Origin of the sequence: Bacillus sp. 0909A, assembly GCF_036765115.1 — a bacterium.
GTDB classification, from domain to species: Bacteria; Bacillota; Bacilli; order Bacillales; family Bacillaceae; genus Bacillus; species Bacillus mojavensis.
In genome coordinates this window covers 791,901-807,698 of sequence record NZ_JBAIZU010000003.1, presented here as the reverse complement: position 1 = coordinate 807,698, position 15,798 = coordinate 791,901, and the positions used below count along the sequence as shown (strand labels likewise).

Here is a 15,798-nt window from a genome sequence, read left to right as displayed (position 1 = left end):
CCAGGAGGTTCTTACCCCTTTTGACAATCCCATGGTTCTTTTTTATATTATATAAGTCGCTCTACCATACCTAGGAGGGAATGTTTCAATGACTAGCAGAGGAGATTCACGTGAAAAAATCCTTCACACAGCGTCACGTCTGTTCCAGCTGCAAGGATATCACGCGACGGGCTTAAACCAGATTGTGAAGGAAAGCGGTGCTCCTAAGGGATCGCTTTATCACTTTTTTCCGAATGGCAAAGAAGAGTTAGCAATTGAAGCGGTTTCATATACAGGAAAGATCGTTGAACATGTGATACAGCAAAGCATGGATGAATCCTCTGATCCAACAGAAGCGATTCAGCATTTTATCAAAAAAACCGCCAGCCAGTTTGACAATACGGAAAGCATTCAAGGAATTCCAGTCGGCTTGCTGGCAAGTGAAACGGCGTTAATCAGCGAGCCGCTGCGCACGGTTTGCATGAAGGTGTTTAAAAGCTGGGAAGCGGTTTTCGCCAGAAAATTAAAGGAAAACGGATTTGCAGAAGAAGAAGCAAATCAGCTGGGAACGCTGATCAACTCGATGATTGAAGGCGGTATTATGCTTTCTTTAACGAATAAAGACAAAACGCCCCTTCTTCTCATTGCCGAACAAATTCCAGTATTGGTGAGAAAAAAAGGGTAGCAATTTGTTATCCTTTCCCCTACAATTATATAGAACGGTCTACTCAGAAACCTAAAATATATAGACTGGTCTAAATTGGAGGAAACAACATGAAAACGTTAAGTAAACATTCACTGCCCAAAGAAAAAGTGCCTTACTTGCTCCGCAGCGGAGAGGGAGAGCGCTACTTGTTCGGCAGACAGGTCGCAACAGTGATGGCAAACGGAAAGAGTACGGGAGATTTGTTCGAGATCGTGCTGCTTTCTGGCGGAAAAGGGGATGCCTTTCCGCTTCACATTCACAAAAATACGCATGAAGGGCTTCTTGTTCTGGACGGTAAGCTTGAACTGACGCTTGATGGTGAACATTATCTTTTAGTAGCTGGTGATTATGCGAACATTCCGGCCGGAACGCCGCACAGCTACCGGATGCAGAGCCACAGAACACGGCTGGTGTCTTACACAATGAAAGGAAATGTCGCACATATGTATTCCGTGCTTGGAACGCCATATGATCACGCTGAACATCCGCCGCACGCAAGCGAAGAGGTATCAAAAGAGCGTTTTGAAAAAGCGGCTGAGGTGGCGGACATTATGTTTGCGGAGGATGAAAACCCTGCCGGTGCTCCAAAACTAGTGGAGAATACAGAACTTCCTGATAGCGTTGTTCCATATGTGCTTGAGTCTGGAGAAGGAGACCGTTTGTTGACGGGCGATCAGCTACACCGGATAGTGGCTGCGCAAAAGAATACAGACGGGCAATTTATCGTTGTATCATCTGAAGGCCCTAAAGGCGATCGCATCGTTGATCATTACCATGAGCATCATACAGAAACATTCTATTGCCTTGAAGGGCAAATGACGATGTGGGCCGATGGTGAAGAAATTCAGCTTAATCCAGGAGATTTTCTGCATGTTCCTGCCAACACTGTACACTCCTATCGCTTGGATTCTCACTATACAAAAATGGTGGGGGTATTGGTTCCGGGCTTATTCGAGCCGTTTTTCCGCACGTTAGGAGATCCGTATGAGGGGCATATCTTCCCGAGTGAACCTCAAGCTTTGCGATTCGACCGTGTCTTGCAGAATATCGAAACATTAGATTTAAAGGTCATGAAACCATAATATCATCAGGCTTCCTGTGAAGCCTGGTTTTTTATTGTGAAGGTGACAACATTGTAAGGTTTTTCCTTTGTGTTGCCATCTAAATCGATGTTTCTTTGCTTCTTTTTTTCATACGCTTGAGGTATAGAAAAAAAGGAGCGTGATTCATATGGCTTCATTACAGCCGACTCTGACAAATGAGCGGATTGGTGTGCTTGACGTGTTAAGAGGAATTGCCATTTTCGCTATCCTATTTGTGAATTTGGCGCACTTTAGTTATCCGGATATGTATTTGTCTATGCTTGGGAACGATAATTTTTTCACGGAAAAGTGGTCTGATGCAGATTTTGCTGCAGCAGACATATTGAAATTTTTGATTCAAACCAAATGTATTTTACTGTTTTCATTTTTATTTGGGTTTGGCATGGTGGTGATGATGGAGAGAGCGTTCAGCAAAGGAAAACGTTTTGTCCCGCTTTATATCAGAAGATTATTGGCACTCTTCATCTTTGGAACCATTCATGCTTTTTTGATATGGGACGGGGATATCTTAACGGAATACGCCCTGCTTGGTTTGGTTTTCCTTTTGTTCAGAAAAGCAAAGCCGAAAACACTGTTGATATGGGCAGTCTCTTTGTATCTCCTGTTTTCTCTTCCGTTCATTTTGGCAAGCTTTCATCAAGCAAACGGACAAGAATGGGCACAAGCGGCCATTCAGCAAGCGAAGCAGGCGCTGCATGCTTACGGAAATGGCAGCCTGAAAGACATTGCGGAACAGCGAATCCACGACCGTCTCGTTTATATGTCAATGAATGGCATGCTGACCTATAATCCGCTGAATTTCTTTTTTGCCTCCATCCCATATTTCAGTATGTTTTTGCTGGGCGCCGCGGCGGCAAAATCAAGATTGCTGCATCAGCCGGAAAAGCACCGCAAAGCGTTAAAAAGAGTATGGCTGTCTGGGCTGGTCATTGGCATCAGCGCTCATATATTGTACAGTGTGACCGAAAAAGAAGTATTTTTGCTGGTTGGAGCGCCTTTTCTTATGTTTTTCTACGTCACTACGATTGTGTATTTATATCATAAGACAAGACTGGCTAAGCCGCTGCAATACTTTTCTGCAGTCGGGAGAATGGCATTTACCAACTATCTCATGCAATCGATCATCTGTACGTGGGTTTTCTATCATTACGGGTTGGGGTTATACGGAAAAGTGTATCCGGCTGCGGGCGTGCTGATCACGATCGCGGTATGTGCCCTTCAAATGATTCTCAGCCACCTGTGGCTTCGAGTATTTAGAATGGGGCCGTTTGAGTGGCTTTGGAGGAGCCTTACGTATATGAAATGGCAGCCGATCTTGAAGAAATCATAGATAAATAAAAGTCTAGACTCGTATTGGAGCCTAGACTTTTTCATGTTCTCAATTATTTATATACAACCCGTGTGCGGCAAATGATGTCATGCAGGCCCTTTTTCTCTCCGAAAGCCACCATGATAAAACCGATATAAAAGATAATTCCAGATAATATGTACGCAAAGTAACGGCCGATTGCCTGCCCGATAGACACGCGTCCACCTTGTTCATTGACTACTTTCAGCCCGAGAATTTTCTTGCCGAGCGTACCTTGCATTTTAGAAGCTGTAAGCAGCCCGTAATATAACACACTGATGACGATCATAATCAGCATGGTGGGCAAAAAGGCAAGCGTTAAGTATTTCACCATATATTCGTCTTGTGTCATGTATGGGTCTGTTGCGATGGATCCAGCGATAAATACCGAATTGATAATAAATAGAATTATATAGCTAGGAACAGATACAATAATGCCATCAATCAAATAAGCTAAAACACGAATCCAAAATCCTGCCGGTTTTTCCATGTATATTTCTCTCTCCTTTGAATTAATCTGGAACAGTATACTTTGTAAAAAAAGCTTTTGCAATATGATATGGTGATAAAATCCTGATATTACTGAAAAATGAGTCTTTTATCCTTTCTTTTCTACTATATAAATATACCAGGGATGATTAAAAAACATGTCTAATACATTATTAGAAGCCATAAAGCAGTGCCAAATGACTGAGGATGCAGTTCGTTATGATGAGAAAATCGGCTTGCTTCTGCCGGATAAACGAAAGGCGAAGGGCATCGGGTGTTTAGTGTGGACGATAAGAAACGGCTGCTGTTGATCGACAGACGGGTTGGATGATATAGCACGAGCTGCGGCAGGTATGGGAGCTAATTGAAGAGAATCTGGAGAGCGAGGAAGGGGTTGGACCCTCGCATACTGGGTATTTACACCAGGTTTTGGCATAGAACACAACACTGAGATTAAGGTAGAAACACCATCGATTTCTATTAGTTTTTGCTTTATGATAATAAAGGTTAATATTTCTATTTTAGGAGGTGTCAATTGATCATGTCCAGAAAAAATCGCGTGGTGATCATGACTACAATTTCTGCATTCCTTTTTTGCGCTATGATTGCTGCGGCTTCACTTTCTCCGCTGGCAGACACGGGGTCCTCAGCTAATCAGTTCAACTCTATCGGTATGTGGTCGGCAATTGGTATGGTACTTGTTTTCTATCTCATTCCCACCCTCATTTATATGCTGGGTGTGGATGCGATGAGATTTGTGATGGCGGCGCTTTGCGGCATGGGTTTGCTGATTCACTTATCTACTGCATCCATTGTGATGATGATCAGTATATTCGGTGACCACCCGCTTTCTGACGTAATCACTGTGATGGTGCTCTGTCTCGCTTCAGCGGCTGTAAACATCATTTGGTTTTTTGCCGCTTTTCGTTCTTCGTCAAAGAAACCTGTCACAAGGGACTTTACATAGTTTTCTATTTTCATTCATGCATCATTTTTATGTGAACTACATTTATTCACAAACTGGAAATGACTGAAATGGGGAAGAAAATATGAAACTTTGTCGGGGATGATAGAAAAAGAGAATCTGCAAGGGATGCAGATTCTCTGAACCATGTTTATTTAGCTGCTTGAATAAACACACCTTTTTCATGGGAGAACTCTTTAAATCCGTATACCCCATGGTAAGAGCCGATTCCGCTTGTATTCACGCCGCCGAATGGCAGGTTGACGTCACTGAAATGAACGACGACATCATTGATGGCTGCATTTCCTGATGTGGTGTGCTGAAGGACATTGTCGATCAGGTCTTGGTTGTGGCTGAATACATAAAGCGCGAGCGGTTTATCGCGGTCATTTACGTAATCAATGACTTCATCGATGTCTTCATAGTTCATCATCGGCAGGATCGGTGCAAAGATTTCTTCCTGCATGATCTTCATATCTCGCGTAACGTTTTTTAAAACGGTTGGTGAAATGGTACGGTCGCTTGCGTCAAAGACGCCGCCGAACACAACTTCCGCGCCTTTCTCGATGGCATCGTCGTATAAAGCTTTGACGCGGTTAAAGTTGCGGTCATTGACAATTTGCGTAAATTTGTTTCGATCCGGCGTGTAATCATCTTCCATAAATCCTGCGTTGACAATGGTTTGTAAAATGCCTGCGAACTTGTCCTGCACGTCTTTTTTAATGAAGACATAATCCGGCGCGATGCAGGTTTGACCGGCATTTACGAACTTGCCGACAGCAATTTTTTTCGCTGCGTCCATTAAGTCGTATTCACTGTCGATGATGGTCGGACTCTTGCCGCCAAGCTCAAGCGTGACAGATGCCAAGTGTTTGGCGGCTGCTGTCATGACGATTTTTCCCACATTTGTGCTTCCGGTGAAGAAAATGTGGTCGAACGGCTGATCAAGAAGCTCAGTGGCCACTTCAACCTCTCCTTCAAAAATGGCAACTTCTTCTTCGTCGAAAGCATCTCGGATGACTTTTGCGGCAATGTTGCTCGTGTTCATCGTAAAGTCTGACAGCTTCACAATGGCGCTGTTTCCTGCTGCGATAGAAGCGGCAAGCGGTGCCATCGTCAGCATAAACGGGTAGTTCCATGGACCGAGGATGAGCGTAACGCCTTTAGGCTCGTACATAAGGATTCCGTTAGCATCAGAGCTTATGGATGAACCGACTTCTTTGGGTGCCATCCATGTTTCCAGGTTGTTCATATTATCTCTGATCGCTTTTTTTGTACCTTCGATTTCTGCTTTTTTGACCTCGTGATACGGCTTCCGCACGTCTTTGCGGATCGCTTCGATGATTTCCTCTTCATGTGCGATGACGGAATCCAAAAAGCGCTGAAGCTTTTCTTTGCGCTGTTCCGCTGTTGAAGCACGCAGCACTTTTTGCTGTTTTTTCTGAAGTTGGAAGACGCGCTGAATGTCGTCTTTTACTTGCTGTTCCATTGTAAAATCCCCCTCATTTGCTTTCTGCTTATCTCGGAACTATTATAAAGTGGTATCTTTTCTATAAGAAAGACAACGGAGAATCATCTATACGTTACCGTACATATATCGAACATCTGTCTAAGTTTGGAGGTGACTCTTTTGCCGGAATCTGCTGAGACTCAAATCAAACAGGCGCTTCTGGATTTATTAGAAAAAAGGGATATTCGACAGATTACAATGAAAGAAATTGCTGAACACGCACAAGTGAGCCGCGGGACACTCTATCTTTATTACGAGGATAAGTTTGCAATCATTGAGGATTTGATGGGTGACATGCAGGAAGGATTGAGCGAAGCGCTCTATGAAGCTTTCAAGCACATGGATACGCTTCATCTCAGCCAAAAGCGGCAAACCGTGCATCCGACATTGTCTTTTGTTCATCAGCATCAATCTTTCTTCTCAGCAATGATGGTTAGAGACAACGTCCCGTATCACAATTTCCACCGATTTTTTAAAGATGTGTTTCAGCAGGATGTCATGCTGTCTCCGATTCATGTCAATTTGACGCCCATGGAGCAGGAGATTTACGGACATTACAGGGCTTTGTATACGTATGCGATTATTTTGTACTGGCTGAATGAGGATGCGTCAGCGTCTCCAGAAGCCATCAGCCACAAGGTATGGGAACTTGTTTCTCAGAAACGGTTTTATTGGCTGTTTGGACAGGCTGTTGAAGCGGAGCCGGAGGAGAACAAGCAAATTGACCGTCGTGTTGTCCGCACGAGACAGGCGCTGCAGGAGGCGTTGCTGGACGTATTGGCGGAGAAAAAAGACTATGCGGCGGTGACGATTTCGGATATTACGAGAAAAAGCAACATTCGCAGGGCGACCTTTTATGATCACTATGCCAATAAAGATGAGCTGGTACAAGCGATGATTCATCAATCGTGTGCAGATATGATTGACCGGCTGACGGTGAGTGCCAGTCCGGATGAGCTTTCTTTAGCGGAAGCTGAGACGGCGCTTGCCAGCCTGCTTTCTGCGTTATCGGAGCGCTCGCCTATTGTCCGGTTTCTCAATCCTGAATGGGGAATTCCTCATGTGATACCCAGCATGTTCAAAGCGCTGGAATCTTTTTACCTGCATCAGCAGCTTGATATCCGCGCGGGAAAGAAACTTTATGCTTATTATGTTTCCGCTATGATTATCGGTTTGATGTTGTATCGGCTGGATGAGGGAAAGGCGCACGATCCGAGGGTGCTGGCCAGGGAGTTTTTGCAGTTTTTGGATGTGAAGAAGTATAAGGTTGTATTGCTTTGAAAAAAAGAGAGGGCTGAATCCCCTCTCTTATTTCGTTTCTTCCTTCCATTTCTCATCAATCAGCATCTTCCCAGGCCATGTATACGCCATGATGCCGCCGTCTGCGGTGATGTCTTCGCCTGTGACGTATGAGCTGTCGTCAGATGCGAGGAACAGCGCCACCGTCGCCATTTCCTTCGGTTTGCCGAGTCGGCCGAGCGGCGTGATCCATTTGTTGGCTTCGCGGAATTTCTCGCCCATTTCCTGTTCCTTGGTGCCAGCTAATTTGTCAATAAGCGGCGTTTCAATCGTACCCGGTGAGATGGAATTGACCCGGATGCCGTTTCTTGCGTAATCAATTGCCATCGCTCTTGTCAGGTTGGTGATACCGCCTTTTGCGGCGTTATAGCCTGAGCGGTCGAGGTCCGCAGCCCTGCCTGACATGGAGGAGGTGTTGATGATCGAGCCTCCTTTTTCGAGCATGAGCGGAATCAGGTATTTGCTGCAAAGGAACGTGCCGCGCAGATCGACTGCGATAATGCGGTCAAACAGGTCAACGGGATATTCGTGCACTTTTCCGCCTTCCTGATCGACGCCAGCGTTGTTAAAGAGAATATCAATTGTGCCGTACGCGTCTTTGAGTTGATCAGCAAATTGTTTCACATTTTCCTCATCTGACACATCAAGGTGAAAAGCCTCAGCCTGTCCTCCGTTTTGTCTGATCGCTTCGACTGTCTCTTTCATTTGATCTTCATTATTGTCGCCGACAATCACACGCGCGCCTTCATTGGCAAAAACCTCTGCCGTTGCTTGTCCAATGCCTGTCGCAGCGCCTGTGATCACAGCTGTTTTGTTTTCTAATCGTCCCATAACAAGAATCCTCCTTTTTTATTTGTCTTCCCGCTGTGTGCAGTGATAAACATGTGAAAAAAGTAATACCTGCATATGGTAAGATGAATGAGAAATTGTTGGGAGGTTTTATGTGTTTTGAAGATACAGCATAAGAAGGAACTCAAATTTTATTGTCTTGTCACGATTCCGGCTGCGTTTGCTGTGCTGACTGTCATCTCTTTTTTATTGAAAGAGATTACGTTTCCGGTTACAGCTAGCGCACTTCTGAATGCTTCATGGCATAATCTATTGTTTCTGATACCGTTCTGTTTGTTTTTCTATCCGGTGCATATTTGGATGAAGCGGGAGTTTGGCCGTTGGAATGATGCAGGAGAAAAGAGAGGCTGATCCTCTCTTTTTCTTATCAGACTGTGGAAAAAATAGTGAAAACTCACCCAACTAATGTTAAATTGACATATATATGCATCTATCGTTCTTTGATGAAAACCATATTGACAGAAGTCATCATTTGTGATAAATAGATGCTGAAAAGAGTTTACATAACATCACAAAGCATGAAAAAGGAGCGAGCGGAATGGCCAAAAAAGAGTTTAAAGCAGAGTCCAAACGACTGCTGGATATGATGATTAACTCCATTTACACCCAAAAAGAAATTTTCCTGCGCGAGTTAATTTCCAATGCGAGTGACGCGATTGACAAAATCTATTACAAAGCGCTGACGGATGATGCGCTAACCTTCGATAAAGACAATTACTACATAAAAGTTGCAACTGACAAAGGCGCGAGAACACTGACGATCACGGATACAGGGATCGGAATGACAAAGGACGAGCTTGAACAGCACCTCGGTACAATCGCCAAAAGCGGCTCTCTTGCGTTTAAAAAAGAAAACGAACTGAAGGACGGTCATGACATCATCGGGCAATTCGGTGTCGGATTTTATGCGGCGTTTATGGTTGCCGACGTGGTGACCGTTATCAGTAAGGCGCTCGGCAGCGAAGAAGCGTATAAATGGGAGTCTGCAGGCGCGGACGGCTACACAATTGAACCGTGTGAAAAGGATTCTGTCGGCACAGACATTATTCTGAAGATCAAAGAGAACACGGAAGATGAGAGCTATGATGAATTTTTAGAAGAATATCGTTTAAAAGCGATCATCAAAAAGTACTCCGACTTCATTCGCTACCCGATTAAAATGGATACAACAGTTAACAAGCCGAAGGAAGGCAGCGAGAATGAATTTGAAGAGGTGCAGGAAGAACAGACGGTTAACAGCATGGTGCCGATCTGGAGAAAAAACAAGAGCGAGCTGACAGATGAAGACTATGAAACGTTCTATTCTGAAAAGCATTACGGATTTGATAAACCGCTCACACATGTTCATATCAGTGTGGATGGTGCCGTTCGTTACAACGCGATTCTATTTATTCCAGAAAACATGCCGTTTGACTATTATTCTAAGGAATATGAGAAAGGCTTGGAGCTGTATTCCAACGGCGTGCTGATTATGAACAAATGCGCGGATCTGCTGCCGGAACACTTCAGCTTTGTAAAGGGTATGGTCGATTCTGAGGATCTGTCGCTGAACATTTCCAGAGAAATGCTGCAGCATGACCGCCAGCTGAAGCTGATTGCGAAAAACATCAGCAAAAAGATCAAAAGCGAGCTGCAGAGTCTGCTGAAAAAAGACAGAGAAAAATATGAGACCTTCTACAAATCATTCGGCAGACAGCTGAAGTTCGGCGTGTACAATGATTTTGGCGCGAATAAAGATCAATTGAAGGATCTCTTATTATTCTACTCTTCCAAAGAGAAAAAACTGGTCAGCCTAGACGAGTATGTATCCAGAATGCCTGAAGAGCAGAAATATATTTACTACGCGACCGGTGATTCATACGATCGCATTGAAAAACTGCCGCAAACGGAAATGGTAGCAGACAAAGGCTATGAAATTCTTTACTTTACAGAGGATATTGATGAATTTGCGATCAAGATGCTTGCTTCATATCAAGAAAAAGAGTTTAAATCTGTATCAAGCGGTGACCTTGGCATTGATTCAGAAGAGGATCAAAAGCAGTCTGAAGAAGAAGAAAGCAAGTACAAGGATCTGTTTGAGGAAATGAAAAATATTCTGTCCGGCAAAGTGAAAAACGTCAGAGTATCCAAACGCCTCAAATCTCATCCGGTCTGCCTTGCAGCTGACGGTGAAGTGACAATCGAGATGGAAAAGATCTTAAATGCGATGCCGGACAGCCAAAATGTAAAAGCGGACAAAGTGCTGGAAATCAACCCGAATCACGAGGTATTCAACACGCTGCAGAACGCTTTCGAACAAGATAAAGAGAAACTAAGCCTGTACACATACCTCCTGTACAATCAGGCGCTTCTGATCGAAGGACTGCCAATTCAGGACCCTGTGGAATTTACGAACAATATGTGCAAAGTAATGGTGTAAGAATAAAAAAGGAATCGTCCAAATGAGACGATTCCTTTTTTTATTTATGACGTTCGTTCATTGAGCACACGGCTTTGTCTGTTGTTTTTTCTTTTAAAACGTTGTTTCAGGCTTGCTTCAATTTCTTCTAAGCTTTTCCCTTTGGTTTCAGGAACCATGTAAAGGGCGAAGAAAAATGAGAGAAGACAAATGACTGAGAAAATCATAAAGACCCATGCGATGCCCATCACGCTGAGCATAAGCGGGAAGACGAGCGACACGATCAGGTTGGCTGCCGATAGCACCAAAGTGGTGAACCCTGTCGCTGCTCCGCGCGCTTTGGACGGGAAGAGCTCAGGCATGAGCACCCAAACCACCGGCCCCCATGTCGCCTGGTAGAATACGATATAAACTCCGAGAAATACGACGGTGAGCCAAGCTGTTGATGTAGAGAGCCCCAGCATCAGGAGCACAGCCGATAGTGCGGCCAAGCTCAGCGTAATGCCGACACTTCCCCAGATCAGAAGCTTTTTACGGCCGACACGGTCAATTAAGATCATGGCGGTGATACACATGATGACGTTGAGGACACCGATTCCCATTGTGCCGAGTGCAGAAGCTGACGTACCAAGGCCAGCCTTTGTAAAAATGGTCGGCGCATAGTATATCACCGTGTTAATGCCGACAGCCTGCTGGAATATAGCAAGACCGACCCCAATCAAAAGCATGGGACGAATCCATTTGGCTTTTAACACGCCGAGTGTTGTTTCTTTTTTCTCAGCTTCCCCTTGCTTCATCTCCGCCAATTCTATTTCAATATCTTTTGGATCATGAGTGATTTTCATGATTCGTTTTGCTTCATCTTCACGTCCGCGCTTCACGAGCCATCTTGGCGATTCCGGCATAAACGCGATCCCGATTAATAAAAGCACGGCAGGAACCGCAGCCAGCCCCACCATCCAGCGCCACGCTTCAAACGGTGTGAATAGATAGTTTACGATATATGCAAGTAAAATACCGGTGACAATCATGAGGTTGTTCATCGTGCCGAGTGTTCCGCGGATTTTTGTCGGCGCCATTTCTGAAAGGTAGACAGGCACCAGCGCCGTTGAACCGCCTACGGCTAAACCGAGAATGACCCGAGACATTATTAGCATGGTGACGGTTTGAGAAAACGCACAAGCGAGCGCCCCGATGATAAAAATGATGGAAAGGACAAATACGACTTTTCTCCTGCCCCAGCGATCGGAGCACGTCCCGCTGAATGCGGAACCAAAAATCGCGCCGAGTAGCAGCATGCTGACAACCAATCCTTCTGTCAGTGTTGTTAAAGGGATATCATTGTTGATAAATAGCAGCGCGCCCGAGATGACGCCTGTATCGTAACCGTAAAGCAGCCCCCCTAAAGCGCCGAAAAAGTAGATCAAATATTTCCTTATATTTGTCTTCACAAATGTTCCTCCTCAGTCTTTGAGCCAATGAGTATGTACTATATTTAACAAAGTTAATAGAGTAGTACCCTTTTCCTAATCGATTTGAAACATTTGTTTGAAAAAATATTGATTTCACAAAAGGAAATTCAAAGCCAAAACGAGGGATATTGGCGGTTTTTACGCAAGTTATTGATCACGATAGCGAGGATCACAATGATGACAGATCCAATGAAAACGGGAAACAGTAAATAACTCCAAGCATACGCCCCTTGAATGACAACAATGGGATCTGCGCCGGCAGGAGGATGAGTGGTTTTGGTCAGCATCATAAAGAAGATGGCAAGCCCTGTCCCCAATGCAAAAGTCCAGGGATGAGCCCCGAATATATGAAGGACAGCCAGTCCTGTAAGGGCAGATATAAAATGGCCGCCAATCACATTTCTCGGCTGCGATAAAGGTGCATTCCAAGCGCTGAATACCAGTACGCAGCTAGCTCCGAAAGGGGCCATTAACCATGGGCTTGCTGTATAAGAGGTCAATAATGCAAGAGTCAGAATGGTGATGAATCCTCCTAAAAAGCCTGTGACGGCATCCTTTCCGTTCACCTGTAAAGGTGTTTTTCCTTTTCCTTTCATTTTCAACAAGAAGTTGTTTTCCAAATTTATCCCCCCCTAGTATATATAGGATAATAGCTAAAAACTAACCTGTCAATTACATTTTAATGGTTAGTTTTTGACTTCAATAAAAAAACCGTTCTCTGGGGACGGTTTTTTACTCATTATTAATTTTTTTTTGATGGCGAGAGACTTTTTGCCTGTTACCGCATATCTTCATGGAGCACCATTTTCGCCTTCCTGTTTTATCAAGAAAAAGCAAAATGCACTTTTCGTTCGCGCACCGTTTCAGCTGATGGATGTCGTTTGTATGAATCAGCCATAATGCATCGTAAGCGATAAGCGATAAAATGGAATCATCCAGTTTTCCATTTGGAATACGGGCAAGTTTGTCATCCAAGATTTGATAAGAAAAAGGAGCGGCGGCGATTTGATCTTGCAGGAAAGCGATAAAAGCTAGAGAAGGTTCACTGCCTTCGGCAATACTCTCAAAATGTTTTCTCAGCTCCGCGCGGAATTGGTGAATCCGCTGCAATGGTTCTTGGACTTGCTGTAGTGTAAAAGAACTGAGAAAAGGAGCAGTTTCTCCCATTAATTCTAACCATGCCATCAGATCTTTTTCTGACTGGATAAGATCGTGCCGTTTATCATAGCTTATGATTTCAGTATTAACGAGATCGAGAGAAAGGTTTTGTGTGATAAGAGGGAAATGAGCATTTGCCATTGGAATCATTCCTTTCACAATCATTGTAAGCGCCAAAACCTTTTTCACGCAAGGATATGAGTAAAAGGCGGTGCTCGTCCCGTTAACGGAAAACAGGCTGCTTCTGTATCTGCACTTCATGGACGAAAGGAAAAATATATTAAAAAACCTTACTCGCCCGGAGTAAGGTTTTAATTAGGACATTTTTATGCTTCTCCCTCGTTGACGAAAACCAAGGCGGAGAATCCTTTTTTCTTATCAAACTGCAATTCAACGACGGTAACGTCTGGATTGAAGTTATGATACTCCTCTAAGAATTGAATAATGCCTTCTGAAATGTCATCTGACTCAAGCTGCTTGTGATGCAGGCCATATTTGGCTTCAGCGAAAAATCCTGTACGCTTGTTGTAAGACAGCTCTTTTACTTCAACGTCTTCAGGGTAAATCTCTTCTTCATTAGAAATATACACACAAATCCCGTCTACAATTTCTTGCTCGTTTAATACTAATTTCATTACCTAAAAGCTCCTTCTGTATGTCTTCGGTGTTTTAAATGCGCGAATGATTGCAATGACAATGATTAAAATAATGATCAAAGCGATGACATCAACGATCCAGGCAATAGGCGAAGCGCCATAAGAAACATAGCCTGGGCCCCCGACTGGATGATAGGTGTAACCCCAAGGGTGCATCATGCTGATCATGAACATGCTCGTTGTGAATCCGCTATAGTAGCCAAACCATCCTGATGGCGAGAATCCTGCATTGTAATAATGATTCACTGAAACATAACGTCCGCCAACATAAGCTTTAGATGTTTTTCCGCTGTATGTCTTTCCGCTTACTTTTGATGTGGCGCCGGAAAACGTGCCTGACGATGTTTTAGAGCTTGATGAGCTTGTCTTATCGGAAGATTTCTTTTTCAGCGAAATCGATGATGATGAATCATCAGATGTTTTGGCGTTTTTGCTTGAAGAGCTTGATCCTGAACTGTAGCTTGATTTCGGGCTGGATTTATAGCTGCCGCTGTATGACGAGCTTGAACTTCGGCTGCTGTGACTGGATGATGAGCGGCCACTAAAACTTTTCGCATGAGAAATGGTTGATGGCAGCAGTACACCTAAAGCAACGGTTACTGCAACTAAGGCTTTTACATATTTCAGTTTCATTCTGTTTCCTCCATAGGCCGCAACGGCCCGTTATTTCTGGTTTGAATCATCAGCAAAAGTGAAAGAGGGGCCAGACAGATGAGCTTATTCTAGCGGCATATCAATCTTTCATATCATATTTAGCTTTTTCAATCACTTTCTTTCTGAGATAAACTCCCTTTATTTTATCGGATCCATGGCTCTTTTTGTAAGTTCTACATCAAAATCAAACCAATTTATGGGCAAAAAAAACAGCCTTCCCAATGGAGAAGGCTGTTTTTTTCTTATGAGAACAGTTTATCAATAAATGAAATATCCTCTTGAGAAAGCGTCACGTCAGCTGTTTTAATGTTATCCAGCAGCTGATCGGCACGTTTTGCGCCAGGGATTAAAATATCGATTTCCGGTCTTGCCAAATACCAAGCCAATACGATGTGAGGGATGTCCACGTTGTGCTTTTCAGCAATTGGCGCAAGCTTGTTGACCTTTCTGATGTTTTCTTTGAAACGCTCACCCTTGAAGTGTTCCTGTTCGTTTCGCAGGTCTCCTTCAGGGAACGTTGTATCTTCTGTATACTTTCCTGCCAATAATCCAGATACGAGCGGGAAGTAAGGAATAAATGAAATATTATGCTCCTTCGTATACGGGAAGAATGTGTTTTCCGCTTCACGGTTTAACAGGTTGTATTCGCCTTGCAATACATCTACTAATCCGTCTCTGTTTGCTTCTTTCAATTGCTCTAAAGAGAAATTGGATACACCGATGGAACGGATTTTTCCGGCTTGCTTCATTTCATTCAGTGCGTTAACCGCTTCATCCTTCGGTGTATGTTCATCCGGGAAGTGAATGTAGAACAGATCGATATAATCAGTTTTCAAACGCTTCAGGCTTTCATCAACCGATTTTTTAAGAAATGCTGGTGAATTATCAAAGACAAAGTCATTTCCTTCTTTTCGGTGAGCGGCTTTCGTGGCGATGACGACATCTTCGCGGTTGAATTCGCGCAGCACCTCACCAATTAATTCTTCGGAACGGCCGATCCCATAAATGTAAGCGGTATCTAACATGGTCACGCCATTGCGAATGGCCTCGCGAACCAATTCTTTTCCGGTTTCTTCATTCAGATTCGGGTAGAGGTTATGTCCTCCTACAGCATTTGTTCCTAATCCGATAGGGAATACCTGCAAGTCTGATTTTCCGAGCGTTGCTTTTTTCATGATCTACCTCCTGGAATAAAATTGATGAAAGACTCTCA

Annotated in this window: 17 protein-coding genes; 8 read left to right on the top strand and 9 right to left on the bottom strand. The window is 43.9% G+C overall.

What is annotated here, in order from left to right; all coding sequences use genetic code 11:
- Positions 1–88: 88 nt before the first annotated feature.
- The 3 genes from yxaF to V6D42_RS14230 all read left to right on the top strand — a co-directional run bounded on the left by yxaF (position 89) and on the right by V6D42_RS14230 (position 3,118).
- Positions 89–664, top strand: coding sequence for a transcriptional regulator YxaF (gene yxaF, locus V6D42_RS14240; protein WP_268504204.1), 576 nt, complete (start codon positions 89–91; stop codon positions 662–664).
- Between the two features lie 89 nt (positions 665–753).
- A complete protein-coding gene (locus V6D42_RS14235) occupies positions 754–1,767 on the top strand; it encodes a quercetin 2,3-dioxygenase (protein WP_333513641.1) in 1,014 nt (337 codons plus the stop codon).
- 148 nt (positions 1,768–1,915) lie between these two features.
- Positions 1,916–3,118 (top strand): DUF418 domain-containing protein, encoded by a 1,203-nt coding sequence (locus tag V6D42_RS14230; RefSeq protein WP_333513640.1) that lies wholly within the window; start codon positions 1,916–1,918, stop codon positions 3,116–3,118.
- A 52-nt stretch (positions 3,119–3,170) separates the two neighbouring features.
- On the opposite strand, the gene V6D42_RS14225 is transcribed toward V6D42_RS14230, so the two are convergent.
- Complete coding sequence (locus V6D42_RS14225; protein ID WP_202656518.1) at positions 3,171–3,626, bottom strand: RDD family protein; 456 nt, start codon at positions 3,624–3,626, stop codon at positions 3,171–3,173.
- A gap of 157 nt (positions 3,627–3,783) precedes the next feature.
- On the opposite strand from V6D42_RS14225, the gene V6D42_RS14220 reads away from it, so the two are divergent.
- Complete coding sequence (locus V6D42_RS14220; protein ID WP_333513639.1) at positions 3,784–3,936, top strand: MerR family transcriptional regulator; 153 nt, start codon at positions 3,784–3,786, stop codon at positions 3,934–3,936.
- A 230-nt stretch (positions 3,937–4,166) separates the two neighbouring features.
- A complete protein-coding gene (locus V6D42_RS14215) occupies positions 4,167–4,592 on the top strand; it encodes a DUF5391 family protein (protein WP_333513638.1) in 426 nt (141 codons plus the stop codon).
- Between the two features lie 148 nt (positions 4,593–4,740).
- On the opposite strand, the gene V6D42_RS14210 is transcribed toward V6D42_RS14215, so the two are convergent.
- Entirely contained in the window at positions 4,741–6,078 is a 1,338-nt protein-coding gene (locus V6D42_RS14210; RefSeq protein WP_333513637.1) for an aldehyde dehydrogenase family protein, read from the bottom strand.
- Between the two features lie 141 nt (positions 6,079–6,219).
- Between V6D42_RS14210 and V6D42_RS14205 the strand changes: the two genes are divergently transcribed.
- On the top strand, positions 6,220–7,380 hold the full coding sequence (locus V6D42_RS14205) for a TetR/AcrR family transcriptional regulator (protein ID WP_333513636.1): 1,161 nt from the start codon (positions 6,220–6,222) through the stop codon (positions 7,378–7,380).
- A 27-nt stretch (positions 7,381–7,407) separates the two neighbouring features.
- On the opposite strand, the gene V6D42_RS14200 is transcribed toward V6D42_RS14205, so the two are convergent.
- Positions 7,408–8,229, bottom strand: coding sequence for an SDR family oxidoreductase (locus V6D42_RS14200; protein ID WP_333513635.1), 822 nt, complete (start codon positions 8,227–8,229; stop codon positions 7,408–7,410).
- A 117-nt stretch (positions 8,230–8,346) separates the two neighbouring features.
- Here V6D42_RS14200 and V6D42_RS14195 point away from each other — a divergent pair, with 117 nt between their 5' ends.
- Entirely contained in the window at positions 8,347–8,598 is a 252-nt protein-coding gene (locus tag V6D42_RS14195) for a hypothetical protein (protein WP_333513634.1), read from the top strand.
- Between the two features lie 187 nt (positions 8,599–8,785).
- The gene (gene htpG / locus V6D42_RS14190; RefSeq protein WP_333513633.1) at positions 8,786–10,666 is read left to right on the top strand and encodes a molecular chaperone HtpG; all 1,881 of its coding nucleotides are present in this window, start codon (positions 8,786–8,788) and stop codon (positions 10,664–10,666) included.
- 44 nt (positions 10,667–10,710) lie between these two features.
- On the opposite strand, the gene V6D42_RS14185 is transcribed toward htpG, so the two are convergent.
- From V6D42_RS14185 to V6D42_RS14160, 6 genes are all read right to left on the bottom strand, one after another.
- On the bottom strand, positions 10,711–12,096 hold the full coding sequence (locus V6D42_RS14185; protein ID WP_333513632.1) for a sugar porter family MFS transporter: 1,386 nt from the start codon (positions 12,094–12,096) through the stop codon (positions 10,711–10,713).
- Between the two features lie 128 nt (positions 12,097–12,224).
- Positions 12,225–12,713: an HPP family protein gene (locus tag V6D42_RS14180; RefSeq protein ID WP_333513735.1), complete on the bottom strand. Its 489-nt coding sequence runs from the start codon at positions 12,711–12,713 to the stop codon at positions 12,225–12,227.
- A gap of 136 nt (positions 12,714–12,849) precedes the next feature.
- Positions 12,850–13,416 (bottom strand): CGNR zinc finger domain-containing protein, encoded by a 567-nt coding sequence (locus tag V6D42_RS14175; protein WP_333513631.1) that lies wholly within the window; start codon positions 13,414–13,416, stop codon positions 12,850–12,852.
- A gap of 185 nt (positions 13,417–13,601) precedes the next feature.
- Positions 13,602–13,910 carry a DUF2653 family protein gene (locus V6D42_RS14170; RefSeq protein WP_095712624.1) on the bottom strand — a complete coding sequence of 103 codons (309 nt, stop codon included), beginning with the start codon at positions 13,908–13,910 and terminating at the stop codon, positions 13,602–13,604.
- Between the two features lie 3 nt (positions 13,911–13,913).
- Positions 13,914–14,564, bottom strand: a complete 651-nt coding sequence (locus V6D42_RS14165) for a hypothetical protein (RefSeq protein WP_333513630.1) — start codon at positions 14,562–14,564, stop codon at positions 13,914–13,916.
- A 263-nt stretch (positions 14,565–14,827) separates the two neighbouring features.
- Entirely contained in the window at positions 14,828–15,760 is a 933-nt protein-coding gene (locus tag V6D42_RS14160) for an aldo/keto reductase (RefSeq protein ID WP_326191365.1), read from the bottom strand.
- Positions 15,761–15,798: the final 38 nt, after the last annotated feature.

Coding starts and splice junctions, on each gene's coding strand:
- V6D42_RS14220 (WP_333513639.1), top strand. CDS start 3,784: ATGTCTAATACATTATTAGAAGCCATAAAGCAGTGCCAAATGACTGAG.
- yxaF (WP_268504204.1), top strand. CDS start 89: ATGACTAGCAGAGGAGATTCACGTGAAAAAATCCTTCACACAGCGTCA.
- V6D42_RS14235 (WP_333513641.1), top strand. CDS start 754: ATGAAAACGTTAAGTAAACATTCACTGCCCAAAGAAAAAGTGCCTTAC.
- V6D42_RS14210 (WP_333513637.1), bottom strand. CDS start 6,078: ATGGAACAGCAAGTAAAAGACGACATTCAGCGCGTCTTCCAACTTCAG.
- V6D42_RS14230 (WP_333513640.1), top strand. CDS start 1,916: ATGGCTTCATTACAGCCGACTCTGACAAATGAGCGGATTGGTGTGCTT.
- V6D42_RS14200 (WP_333513635.1), bottom strand. CDS start 8,229: ATGGGACGATTAGAAAACAAAACAGCTGTGATCACAGGCGCTGCGACA.
- V6D42_RS14175 (WP_333513631.1), bottom strand. CDS start 13,416: ATGGCAAATGCTCATTTCCCTCTTATCACACAAAACCTTTCTCTCGAT.
- V6D42_RS14170 (WP_095712624.1), bottom strand. CDS start 13,910: ATGAAATTAGTATTAAACGAGCAAGAAATTGTAGACGGGATTTGTGTG.
- V6D42_RS14225 (WP_202656518.1), bottom strand. CDS start 3,626: ATGGAAAAACCGGCAGGATTTTGGATTCGTGTTTTAGCTTATTTGATT.
- V6D42_RS14215 (WP_333513638.1), top strand. CDS start 4,167: ATGTCCAGAAAAAATCGCGTGGTGATCATGACTACAATTTCTGCATTC.
- htpG (WP_333513633.1), top strand. CDS start 8,786: ATGGCCAAAAAAGAGTTTAAAGCAGAGTCCAAACGACTGCTGGATATG.
- V6D42_RS14160 (WP_326191365.1), bottom strand. CDS start 15,760: ATGAAAAAAGCAACGCTCGGAAAATCAGACTTGCAGGTATTCCCTATC.
- V6D42_RS14165 (WP_333513630.1), bottom strand. CDS start 14,564: ATGAAACTGAAATATGTAAAAGCCTTAGTTGCAGTAACCGTTGCTTTA.
- V6D42_RS14180 (WP_333513735.1), bottom strand. CDS start 12,713: ATGAAAGGAAAAGGAAAAACACCTTTACAGGTGAACGGAAAGGATGCC.